11 protein-coding genes are annotated in these 11646 nt (G+C 63.2%); 8 read left to right on the plus strand and 3 right to left on the minus strand.

The features are described 5' to 3' along the window. Positions 1-16 precede the first annotated feature (16 nt). Positions 17-1003 (plus strand): threonine ammonia-lyase, encoded by a 987-nt coding sequence (locus AB8A33_RS06980; protein ID WP_439092100.1) that lies wholly within the window; start codon positions 17-19, stop codon positions 1001-1003. Positions 1004-1013: 10 nt separating this feature from the next. Here AB8A33_RS06980 and AB8A33_RS06985 read toward each other — a convergent pair whose 3' ends face one another. Continuing rightward, on the minus strand, positions 1014-2264 hold the full coding sequence (locus AB8A33_RS06985) for a hypothetical protein (protein WP_439092101.1): 1251 nt from the start codon (positions 2262-2264) through the stop codon (positions 1014-1016). A gap of 79 nt (positions 2265-2343) precedes the next feature. Here AB8A33_RS06985 and AB8A33_RS06990 point away from each other — a divergent pair, with 79 nt between their 5' ends. Further along, positions 2344-3561 carry an MFS transporter gene (locus AB8A33_RS06990; RefSeq protein ID WP_439092102.1) on the plus strand — a complete coding sequence of 406 codons (1218 nt, stop codon included), beginning with the start codon at positions 2344-2346 and terminating at the stop codon, positions 3559-3561. Here AB8A33_RS06990 and dgcA read toward each other — a convergent pair. Further along, the gene (gene dgcA, locus AB8A33_RS06995; protein WP_439095871.1) at positions 3531-4502 is read right to left on the minus strand and encodes an N-acetyl-D-Glu racemase DgcA; all 972 of its coding nucleotides are present in this window, start codon (positions 4500-4502) and stop codon (positions 3531-3533) included. The genes AB8A33_RS06990 and dgcA overlap by 31 nt on opposite strands. 261 nt (positions 4503-4763) lie before the next feature. On the opposite strand from dgcA, the gene AB8A33_RS07000 reads away from it, so the two are divergent. From AB8A33_RS07000 to AB8A33_RS07020, 5 genes are read left to right on the plus strand one after another with little or no spacing between them, the layout of a single operon-like run. Continuing rightward, positions 4764-5894: an MlaE family lipid ABC transporter permease subunit gene (locus AB8A33_RS07000; protein ID WP_439092103.1), complete on the plus strand. Its 1131-nt coding sequence runs from the start codon at positions 4764-4766 to the stop codon at positions 5892-5894. 5 nt (positions 5895-5899) lie between these two features. Further along, positions 5900-6712 carry an ABC transporter ATP-binding protein gene (locus AB8A33_RS07005; RefSeq protein WP_439092104.1) on the plus strand — a complete coding sequence of 271 codons (813 nt, stop codon included), beginning with the start codon at positions 5900-5902 and terminating at the stop codon, positions 6710-6712. A 19-nt stretch (positions 6713-6731) separates the two neighbouring features. After that, positions 6732-7658: an MlaD family protein gene (locus tag AB8A33_RS07010; protein WP_439092105.1), complete on the plus strand. Its 927-nt coding sequence runs from the start codon at positions 6732-6734 to the stop codon at positions 7656-7658. Between the two features lie 9 nt (positions 7659-7667). After that, on the plus strand, positions 7668-8549 hold the full coding sequence (locus AB8A33_RS07015; RefSeq protein WP_439092106.1) for an aldose 1-epimerase family protein: 882 nt from the start codon (positions 7668-7670) through the stop codon (positions 8547-8549). Between the two features lie 53 nt (positions 8550-8602). Further along, positions 8603-9007, plus strand: a complete 405-nt coding sequence (locus tag AB8A33_RS07020; RefSeq protein ID WP_439092107.1) for a GFA family protein — start codon at positions 8603-8605, stop codon at positions 9005-9007. A 324-nt stretch (positions 9008-9331) separates the two neighbouring features. Here AB8A33_RS07020 and AB8A33_RS07025 read toward each other — a convergent pair whose 3' ends face one another. After that, entirely contained in the window at positions 9332-10294 is a 963-nt protein-coding gene (locus AB8A33_RS07025) for an MBL fold metallo-hydrolase (protein WP_439092108.1), read from the minus strand. A 159-nt stretch (positions 10295-10453) separates the two neighbouring features. On the opposite strand from AB8A33_RS07025, the gene AB8A33_RS07030 reads away from it, so the two are divergent. Then, positions 10454-11401 (plus strand): LysR family transcriptional regulator, encoded by a 948-nt coding sequence (locus AB8A33_RS07030; protein WP_439092109.1) that lies wholly within the window; start codon positions 10454-10456, stop codon positions 11399-11401. The last annotated feature ends 245 nt before the right edge of the window (positions 11402-11646 follow it).

Consider the following 11646-nt stretch of genomic DNA (forward strand, 5'->3'; position numbering starts at 1 on the left):
GCGATAAAACGCGCGCATGACAAACACCCCATTGCCGATCACATCCGCCGATATCGATGCCGCCGCGCGCGTCATCGCGCCCTATGCCGTGCGCACGCCCTTGCTCCGGTCACCTGCGCTCGATGCGCTGACCGGCGCGCAAGTGTTCCTCAAGCCCGAAGTGCTGCAGCGAACCGGCTCGTTCAAGTTTCGCGGTGCCTTCAACAAGATCTCCTCGATCCCCGAGGACAAGCGGGGCAATGGCGTTGTCGCATTCTCCTCCGGTAATCATGCGCAGGGCGTTGCCGCCGCGGCGCAGATTCTCGGCATGAAGGCGACCATCGTGATGCCGTCCGATGCGCCGGTGTCGAAGGTTGAGCGCACCAGAGGCTATGGTGCGGATGTCGTGCTCTATGATCGCGACAAGGAAGACCGCGAAGCGATCGCGCGCGACATTGCCGGCAAGAGCGGCGCCACGGTCGTGCCGCCCTATGACGATGTGTTCGTGATGGCCGGGCAGGGCACTGTCGGCCGCGAGATCGCCGAAGACATGGCCGCCTTGGGCATCGTGCCGGACATCGTGTCTGCACAGGCCTCCGGTGGTGGCCTGATCGGCGGCATCGCGACCGCCGTGAAGGCGCGTTTTCCGGAAACCTCGATCATTGTCGCTGAGCCCGCGGGCTTTGACGACCATGGGCTCTCGTTGCGCGCCGGCAAGCGCGTCGCGCACAGCAATGCGGGCCGCACGATCTGCGATGCGCTGATGGCTCTGACGCCCGGCGAAATCACCTTCGCCGTCAACCAGCATCTGCTGTCGGGCGCCGTCACCGCTACTGACGACGAAGTCGGCAAGGCGATGGCTTTTGCGTTCCGCGACTTGAAGCTGGTGGTCGAGCCCGGCGGCGCCGTGGCGCTGGCTGCGCTGATGCACGGACGCTTCGATGCGCGCGGCAAGACGGTGGTGATCGTTTTGTCCGGCGGCAATGTCGATGCGGATCTCTACGCCAGGATCATCAACGCCTGAGCTGAGGCGCCTACGAGAAGAACGCGATCTTCTCGGCCTGCGTCATCTTGCGGATCGGCATCAGCGGGTCCGATGCCGGTGCGTTCGGATCTGCAATCACGCCGCCGGCGATCAGGGCTGCGCCCAGCGACGGCGCTGCAGCTTCCACCTGGGGGACCAGGTCCGGTTGCGGCGGCTCGGGTGCCAGCGCGACCTCTGCGATCTGCGCCAGCGTCATCAGATCGGGATTGAGGGCTTCGGGCTCGGCTGGCTGAACAGCGACAGCTTCAACCTGCATCACCTCGGGCTCAACGTATTGAGGCTCGGCAAGCTGAGGCTCAATAACGTCCGGCTCGCTCAGATCGAGCGCGCCCATCTCGGCGGCAACCATATCGAGGACGGCGAGGTCATGTTCTTCCTCGGCATCGCCCGCCGTTTCAGGCGCCTGCGGGAGATCGTCTGCGGCGACGGCCAGGGAGGCCTCAGCCATCGTCGTGGCAAGCCCCACGCCAGCTTCTGCGACAGGCGCAGCGGTTTCGGCGACGGTCTTTACGGCGGCCGTCTCTGCAACGGCCGGCCGCATAGCGGCGCGCGGCGGTTCGACGCTTGAGATCGTGACCGTCTCAGCCAGTACCTCGCTCGCCTGCGACTTGAACAGCGGCGTCACGGATGCTTCGCGTGCTTCGCCGACAACGGGCTCGGGCTTTTCAGCAACCGGAGCCCGCTCGGCCTGGGCAGTCGTTGCGATGCTGCCATCGACCATTTGCTCGATGCGCTGCATCAGCAGGTCGTAGCTTGCCAGCACATCCTCGCGGCCATTGCCATTGAGCGCTTGCTGGCCGGCCTCGATGGCCTTTACCTGCGTGTCCAGGAGATCGCAGATGCGCGTGTCGGCGCCGCATTCGCGCAGCGTCCAGGCGATCTCGCGGATGATGCGGGTGCCGTTGCGGGCACCGGTCAAAACCTCATCGGAGTCGACGCGTGGCATCGCCTCGATGGCGCTGGCCTTGGCCTGACGGACGGCAGAACGGATCGCGCCGAGCGCGGCGACCAAGCTGAGCGCCGGCGCCTGCTTCTGGGCGGCGAGATTGGCTTCAAGGCGGGTGACGGCTTCGAGCACCAGGCTGGTATCGGCTGTGCGGTTGCGCTTGGCATATTCAGTGAGAAACCAGCGGCCGCGCGCGGTCTCCATGAAGGCTTCGCGGATCGCGTCATAGTCTGCCTCGCCCGGCACAGTGGGGCGGGCAGAGATCGGCGACAGGGCAAATGCTTCTTCGGCCATCATGATAACTCGTGGCGCGCACAGGGATGCGCGGTATGTAACCATCACCACGATCCCGTAGCGAATCGCAGTTCACCTCATGATAGCCGAATCTGCCACCCATAGCGCCCCGCAAATCCGCCGCAAATTCGCGCAGCGGCTGGCGATGTTCTACGGCACGGTGTTCGGCTCCAGCGGTTTCTATCTGCCGTTTTTCCCGGTCTGGCTGAAGGCTATCGGGATCGATCCGACCTGGATCGGCGCCATCCTGGCGGTGCCGTCGATGACGCGCTTCACCACGCTGCCCTTCATCACGGCGTTTGCCGAGCGCCGTCATGCTCTGCGCCAGACGATGATTGTCTGTGCCTTTCTCACCATGATTGGCTTTGCGACAGTGGGCACGCTACGCGAACCGCTCGCCGTGCTCCTGGTGTTCGCGCTGACGGCCGTCGTCTGGACGCCGCTGACTGCGCTGACCGATGGCTATGCGCTGAAGGGCGTCGTGCGCTTCGGCTTCGATTACGGGCCACTGCGACTATGGGGCTCGGTTGCCTTCGTCGTTGGTGCGCTCGCTTGCGGCATGGTGGTCAACTGGCTCGACGGTGAGCATCTGATCTGGGTGATCGTTACAGCGATGGTGCTGTCGGCTATCGTCAGCCTTGGTCTGCAGCCACTTGGCGCGCCGACAGGCGACGGTACGGTGCAGTCGAAAGCAAGCGCACTGCTGCGCGATCCTGGCTTCCTGGCGATCGCAATCTCCACGGCGTTGATCCAAGGCAGCCATGCCGGCTACTACACCTTCGCGTCGATCACCTGGCAGGCGTCCGGCCTCGATGGCCTCACCATCGCTGGTCTATGGACGCTCGGCGTGCTGGCCGAGATTGTCCTGTTCGCAGTGTCGCCGCGCCTGACATTGGCACCTGCGCCCATGGTCATCCTTGGTGGCCTTGGCGCATTGCTGCGTTGGACGTTGACCGCGCAAACGCTTCCGCTCCCAATTCTCGTGATTGTGCAATTGCTGCACGGCGCGACCTACGGTCTGACGCAACTCGGCACAATGGGCCTGTTGCTGCATCACGTGCCGCCGCACGTCATGGCGCGCGCGCAGGGCTATGTCACCGCCTGCACCGGCCTTGTGATGAGCAGCATGGCGGTTCTGTCAGGCGCGATCTATGCGCGTTATGGCGAGGGCGTTTACTACGTGATGGCCGTGCTTGGCTGTGCGGGCGCGATAGTCATCTGGTTCGGCCGGCATCGCGCCGGCCAGCGGCCGGCTGTTGCGGGCGATCAGCCCCAGAGCGCCGCGTCGGGCGGATAGACCGTGCTTTCGTCATAGCGTAAACCGCCGTCGCGATCCCCGGCGAGCAATAGCGGGCCATCAAGATCGACGAAGCGTGCATATTGCGCAATCAGCATTGCCGGCGCCATCGCCAGCGACGTCGCCACCATGCAACCGACCATGATGTCGAGGTCCATGGCACGCGCCGCATCGGCCATCGCCAGCGCTTCGGTCAGGCCACCGGTCTTGTCGAGCTTGATGTTGATCGCATCATAGCGCCCGCGTAACGCCTCGAGCGAAGCGAGGCCATGCACGCTCTCGTCGGCGCAAACCATGATCGGCCGATGCACATGCATCAACGCATCATCCTTGCCTGCCGGCAGCGGCTGCTCGATCAGCGTGACGCCGGCGTTATGGCAGGCATCGAGATTGGCTTTCAGGTTGTCCGGCGTCCACGCCTCATTGGCATCGACGATCAACTCGGATTCCGGTGCAGCCCGGCGCACGGCCGCGATGCGGCTGATGTCGTCGTCACTGCCGAGCTTGATCTTCAGCAATGGTCGGTAGGCGGCCTTTGCGGTGGCGGAGGCCATCGCCTCGGGTGTGCCGAGTGAGATCGTATAGGCGGTGGTGCAGGCGCGCGGTACCGGCCGCTGCAGCATGTCCCAGACGCGCTGGCCCTGGCTCTTGGCTTCGAGATCGAGCAGGGCGCAATCCACGGCGTTACGGGCCGCACCGGCAGGCATGGCCGATTGCAGGGTGTTTCTGTCGAGGCCCGCGGCAAATCGGTCCTGCATCGCCAGGATGGCCGCCAGCGTGGCCTCCGGGGTCTCGCCATAGCGCGCATAAGGCACGCATTCGCCGCGGCCGGTTACTCCGCCGCGGCGAATCTCGGCGACCACGACAACGGCCTCTGTTTTGGCGCCGCGGCTGATGGTGAAGGCGCCGGCGATCGGCCATTGCTCGATCCGGGCGGTCATTAGGGCGGGGGCAGCGTCGGATGCGGACAATGCGGCGTCTTTCGGGCTGTGCCGGCAACGGCGGGCAATGGCGTGTCTATAAGTTTACGTGATCGCCGTGAACTTGTTTGCGACGTAATGCCGGTGTCTGACAGTCCGTCGGGGCGGATTAAGGCTATATTAACCATAGCAACGTGTTGGCTTCACTTGGCTTCTCAGAAACGTATTTTGGCGTGTTAATACTTTGTTCATGCACAGACTGAACGCCCGCGGGAGCCTGTTTTGAGCGGCCCGACCCTGGAACAGATCGCAAAAGGCGATGGCTTGGCGCTATGCGCGGCTGGGTCGTGGACGGCGCGTTTTGCCCCCGCGCTGGAAAAGCTCGTGGGCGAGGCCGAAAAGCTGACCGGTAGCCGCCCCAACATCTTCATCGACGTGTCGCAGGTCTCCAAGCTGGATACATTCGGCGCGTGGCTGATCGAGCGGTTGCGCCGGGCGCTTACCAATGGCGGCCACGAGGCGCAGATCGCGGGCCTTTCGGCGAATTACGCGACCCTGGTCGACGAGGTCCGCCGTGTGAAGCCTGCGGTCCCGTTACCTGCAAGCGGTAGCGCCCTGACTGCCGTGCTCGATAGCATCGGCCGCAATATCTATGGCATCGGGGAAACCCTCGTCGCGCTGGTCGATATGATTGGTGCCGTGATAGCGGCCTGGTTCCGCGTCTGGCGGCATCCGTCAAAATTCCGGCTCACCTCGGTGGTGCATCACCTGCAGCAGGTGTGCTGGAACGCGGTACCGATCGTGGTCCTGATCACCTTCCTGATCGGCTGTATCGTTGCCCAGCAGGGCCTGTTCCATTTTCGCCGCTTCGGCGCCGACGTCTTCGTGGTTGATATGCTCGGCGTGCTGGTGCTGCGCGAGCTCGGCGTGCTGCTAGTGGCGATCATGGTCGCCGGGCGTTCCGGCAGTGCATATACCGCCGAGCTCGGTTCCATGAAGATGCGCGAGGAGATCGATGCGCTTCGCACCATGGGCTTCGATGCCATCGAAGTTCTGATCCTGCCGCGCATGGTGGCGCTGGTGCTGGCGCTGCCCATTCTCGCATTTCTCGGCGCGATGGCTGCTCTCTACGGCGGCGGTCTGGTCGCTTGGCTCTATGGGGGCGTCGATCCATCGTCGTTCCTGTCGCGGCTGCGCGAGGCGATTTCGATCAACCACTTCATCGTCGGCATGGTGAAGGCGCCCGTGATGGCCATGGTGATCGGCATCGTGGCCTGTGTCGAAGGCTTGGCCGTGCAGGGCAGTGCGGAGTCGCTGGGGCAGCACACCACGTCATCGGTGGTGAAGGGAATCTTCTTTGTGATCGTGATGGACGGCGTATTCGCGATCTTCTTTGCATCGATCGGGATCTGACGGCCATGACCTCGACGACTGCGACGCCCATTGCCGAGACGCCGACGGCTGCTGCCTCTACGTCTGCCGATGCGATCATCAGCGTGCGCGATCTCACGGTGGCGTTCGGCAGCCGTCGGGTGCTCGACGGCCTCAACCTGAACGTGGCGCGCGGTGAGATCCTCGGTTTCGTCGGCGCATCGGGAGCCGGCAAGTCGGTGCTGATGCGCACGATCATTGGCCTCGTGCCGAAAGTCTCGGGCACGATCGAAGTGTTCGGCACCGATCTCGACAGAGGCGACAAGGAACGCCGCGATGTCGAGCGGCGCTGGGGTATCCTGTTTCAGCACGGGGCGCTGTTCTCGTCGCTCAACGTGCGGCAGAACATCCAGTTTCCGGTGCGCGAATATCTCAAGGTCTCGGAACGCCTGCTCGACGAGATCACCATGGCCAAGCTCACCATGGTCGGTCTCAAGCCGGAGGTCGCGGATCGCTATCCGTCGGAACTCTCGGGCGGCATGATCAAGCGCGTCGCGCTGGCGCGGGCGCTCGCGCTCGATCCGGAGATCGTGTTCCTGGATGAGCCGACATCCGGTCTTGATCCGATCGGCGCCGGCGATTTCGACGAACTGGTGCGCACGCTGCAGCGAACTTTGGGGCTGACCGTTTTCATGGTAACTCATGATCTCGACAGCCTGCATACAGCCTGCGACCGGATCGCCGTTCTCGGCAATGGCAAGATCATCGCGCAGGGAACGATGGCCGACATGCTGGCCTCGCAACATCCCTGGCTACGGGAATATTTCCACGGCAAGCGCGCACGCGCTGTTATCGGCTAGTTGTACTGGAGTTGAGTTGATGGAAACGCGGGCGAACTTCGTCCTGATCGGAACTTTCACGCTGGCGGTGATCGCCGCGGCGTTCGGCTTCGTGCTCTGGTTCCAGAATTTGCATTCGACCCAGCAGCGCACGCCGCTGCGGATCATCTTCGAAGGTGCGGCCTCAGGTCTGCGCAATGGCGGCAACGTCAACTTCAATGGTATCCGGGTCGGTGAGGTCGTGTCCGTGAAGCTCGATAATCCCAAGCGCGTCGTTGCGCTAGCGATGGTCGAGAACATTGCGCCAATCCGCAAGGATACGATGGTCGGTCTCGAGTTTCAGGGCCTGACGGGCGTGGCGGCAATCGCGCTGAAGGGCGGCGATGAAGGCGCGCCCGCAGTGCCGCTCGATACCGACGGCGTGCCGGTGCTAACCGCCGATCCGGAATTGCTGCGCGATATCTCTGAATCGATCCGGGCGACGCTGAACAACGTCAATCGTCTGGTCGCCGACAATCAGGATACTCTCAAGGGCGCCATGAAGAATGTCGAAACCTTCACGGCGACGCTCGCGAAGAATTCCGAAGTGATCGACAGCATCATGCTGAAGATCGACAGTGTGATGGGGAAGGCCGACGGCGTCATGGGCAAGGCGGATAGCGTGGTGGCGCGAACCGACAACATCCTGCTCGGCCTGGATGCGCTCGCAGGCGGCAAGGATGGCGGTGAGCTGACCGCGGCCGTGAAGTCGTTCCATGAGCTGACAGAGAATCTCGACAAGCGTTCCGGTGCATTGATGCTCGATGGCCGCCGTACCCTCGCGGATATCAGCCGTGCCGTGAACAATCTCGACCGTAACCCGACGCGCCTGTTGTTCGGCGCCAGTAGCGGTACACCCGCGGCTGCACCTGCTCCGGCAGGGCCTCCGGCACCCGCCGCTCCGCCGCGTCGCCGGCAGGCTCAATAGAGAGGGAGAATGCTGATGGAGAATGAGGATCGTTTCACCATCAGCAACGGCCGCATCACGGCGACGATCAAGGCTGATGGTGCCGAACTCTGTTCGCTGAAGGATGCCAGCGGGCACGAGGTGTTGTGGCAAGCTGGCCCCGAGTGGCCGCGCCACGCGCCGCTGCTGTTTCCGATCGTGGGCAAGCTAAAGGACGATGTGCTGCGACATCGCGGCCAGGTCTATGCGATGACCCAACACGGCTTTGCGCGCGACCAGCGCTTCAGCTGGACCGGGCAGGGACCTACGTCCTGCTCGCTGTCGCTAGCGGACAATGACGCCAGCCGGGCGAAATATCCGTTCGCGTTCCGACTTGACGTCACCTATGTGATCGAAGGCGATGAACTGGTGATCGGTTACGCTGTGACCAACACCGGCGACGAGATGCTGCCGGCCTCGATCGGTGCGCATCCGGCCTTTCACTGGCCGCTGACGGATGGCGCCGACAAGCGTGCGCACACGATCATCTTCTCCGATGCTGAGCCGGCGCCGATCAGACGGCTCGAGGGTGGACTGTTGCTGAGGGAGCCAGAACCATCGCCGGTGCAGGGCGGCGCACTGGCGCTGTCGGAATCGCTGTTCGTGAAGGATGCGATGATCTTCGATCATCTCGCCAGCAGGTCGCTGAGTTACAGCGCGCCTGGCGGACCGACGATCACCTTCGCTTGGGAAGGCTTTCGCGAACTTGGCATCTGGTCGAAACCATCCGGGGCTGCATTCCTCTGCATCGAGCCGTGGTACGGCTATGCCAGCCCGGTGGATTTTGATGGCGAGTTCGCCGACAAGCCGGGCGTGATGCACATCGCGGTGGGCGAGACGCGCAGGTTCACCCAACGCATCGGGTTCGCATAAGGTAACTGTCGCGGCCCGTGATCCAGCCGACCGCTGCATCGAGGAGGTCTGTCATGTCGAGAACTGCGTCCTGTTCGTGCGGTCAGCTGTCCATCGTGCTCGAAGGCGAGCCGAGGGGCGTCGGTATATGCCACTGTTTCGCCTGCCAGCGCCGGACCGGCAGCGTCTTCGCTGCGCTCGCGGGCTTCGGGCCAAGTTACAATGTGAGCGGCATCGCGACCGAGTATGTCCGCACAGGAGATCAGGGAGCGCGCTTCCGATTCCGGTTCTGCCCCGTCTGCGGCACCAACCTCTTCCACACCGAAGAAGGATATGAAGGGCGTTCCGTCGCCGTGGCGGTCGGCTGCTTTGCCGATCCGGATTTTCCGCCGCCGGCGATCTCCGTCTATCACAGTCGCAGACATGCCTGGGTGACGCTGCCATTCGGCGTCAGCATTCACGACAAGGATCCCGCGTGACGGTGGCGCCGGCCAGATCCCTGACATAACGCTCCGGCACAACGGTACGCCCAATAGAAAAGCGGAGGGATCGCTGCCTCCGCTTTTCGCGTTCGTATGTGACCTTGCTTAGCCCAGCCGGCCTGCTGCATGCGCGAGCAGGGTGTAGACCAGACCCATCTCCGAGGTCAGGTGGCTGGGCAGCTCTGCCGGGCCGCGTCTCGCCTGAGAGCGACGCCGTCGGCGGCGCCAATATGCGATCGGCGATCTGTCAGTGACCCCCAAAGATGCCGACCGAGTCCTTGGCGTCGATTTTGTCGAGCCCTCAGCGCGTCAGCCTGTCGTTCAGGTCTGCAAGGCCCAGTCCGCCACCTGCCAGCGCAATTGTCCGCGATCCGAGACGATGCGACCGAGGCCGGGGAAGGGCATATGCGTCGCCGCGATCAGCGCGCCTTCGGAAGCAGCGCGCGCAAAGAACTTGTCGCGCATCGCCTGTGCCGCCGGGCGGTCCTGTTCAAACAGGAAGCCCACATCGGTCGCGCTCGGATGGATCACGGGGAAGACCATGTCGGATACCATGATGAGGCTTTGACCGGCATCGGCGATCCGCACGCCGATATGGCCCGGCGTATGACCGGTCAGATCGACGATAGAGATGCCGCGCGCGATGTCGCGCTCGCCATCGATCTTCTGCAGCTTGGGATACAGACGCACGACTTCGTTCGCCATTTTGAAGCTGGGCTGCAGATAGTCGGGCGCACCGGCTTGCTTTGCCGGATCGGTCCAATGCACGACGTCGCGACGGTCGACATAGAGCTCTGCCTTGGGAAAATTCTTCTTCCCGCCAACGATCAGGCCACCCATGTGGTCCTGATGCATATGCGTCACGATCACTGCATCGATTTGATCGCGGCTGATGCCGAACGCGGCGAGCGCCTTCGGGAGTGCACCTGTCTGGCCGATGGAGCCTGCCGGCCCGGTATCGATCAGAATCCGGCGCTGGCCGTCCTCGATCAGATACTGATTGAACACGAAACGCACGCCGCTCGGCCGCGCCGTGAACTGGGCCTTTGCAGCCTGTTCCACCTGTTCGGCCGTGCGACCGGGGAAATAGGTGTAAGGCATGTCCGCATAGCCGTCGGTCAGCGCGGTCACGGTGAAGCGGCCGATCTTGATCTGCGCCAAAGGCGTCACGCCCTTTGCCGGAGCCGCTGCGTTTTTGGCTGCTGCAATCCCGGGGAGAAAGCCACTGCCCACGATGCCGACACCGAGTCCGCCTATGAGCGCGCGACGAGAGAAATTGGTCATGGTTGGCGCCTTCCTGATCCTTGACGCCGCCTTAGCGCGCGTCCGCTATCTGGGGCACGCATCCCGCGAGGCCCTCAGCGTCGCGGAAACTAGAGTCGCCAATGGTAAAACGGTATCCTAAGACTGCAGGAGGGTTCCTCCCACAATTCGGAAGGTATGATGGACCGGTTCGAGGCTATGTCGGTGCTGCTGGCGGTTGTCGAGGCTGGCAGCCTGTCCGCCGGTGCGCGCCAGATGCGCGCACCGCTCGCCACCGTCAGCCGCAAGGTCGCTGAACTCGAGCAGCATCTCGGCACCCGGTTGGTTATTCGCACTAGCCGCAAGCTCACGCTCACCGATGCCGGCCGCGCTTATGTCGCCGCCTCACGTCGGATACTCGAACAGTTGGGGGAGGCAGAGCGAGAGGCGGGCGGCGAATACAATGCGCCACGTGGCGTGCTCCATGTCACGGCCCCCGTCGCATTCGGGGAGCGCCATCTGTTGCCCATCGCACTGAGCTTTCTGGCGGAGCAGCCCGATATCTCGCTGCGGCTCACGCTGGCCGACAAGCAGATCGATCTCGTGAGCGAGCATGTCGATCTTGCTTTGCGCATCGGGCATCTGGAGGATAATGCACTGATCGCGACGCGCGTCGGCGTCGTTCACCGTATCATCTGTGCCAGCCCTGCTTATCTGGCTCGGAATGGCATCCCGCGCGTGCCGGAAGATCTGGCACGGCATGACGGAATTGCTTTCAATGGCTTCGCGACATCGCCCGAATGGCGCTATCGGCGAGACACCGCTGCCTTCGCCGTGGAGCCGCGCTCGAAGCTGGCCGTGAATACAACGGACGCGGCCATACAGGCCGCCCTTGCCGGCATCGGGATCATCCGGGTGCTCTGCTATCAGGTGGCGGATGAGTTAAAATCTGGTCGGCTACAGATTCTCTTACCGGATTTCGCGCCGGAGCCACTACCGGTCAGCCTGGTCTATCCGGATGCCGGACTGCAGCCGTTGAAGGTCCGGTGTTTTCTGGACTGGGCCTTGCCGCGTCTGCGGGTCGATATGGCGCAGCTCCAGGCGGATTGGCTTCTCAGGCAAACGGCGTCAAGCGCCGGAGTTTCATGATCGTTCGATGCGCAGATCGATGATGATCGGAGATCTTGCCGCCGCTTTCACAGTTCGCACTGGCTGTCCGGTTTCGGGTAAGCGTCCAATGTCCGCAGATGGCGCGGATCGGCAGAAATCAAGCGTGTCGCCGAAGTTGCGTTCAATCTCCATCTCGGGCGTTTCCTCTTTATGGGGTCACGACCTAGTCTAAAAAAAGCGGAGGCATCGCTGCCTCCGCTTTTCGCGTTCGTATGTGGTCTTGC

Source organism: Tardiphaga sp. 813_E8_N1_3, from assembly GCF_051811025.1.
In the GTDB taxonomy this organism is placed as follows: domain Bacteria; phylum Pseudomonadota; class Alphaproteobacteria; order Rhizobiales; family Xanthobacteraceae; genus Tardiphaga.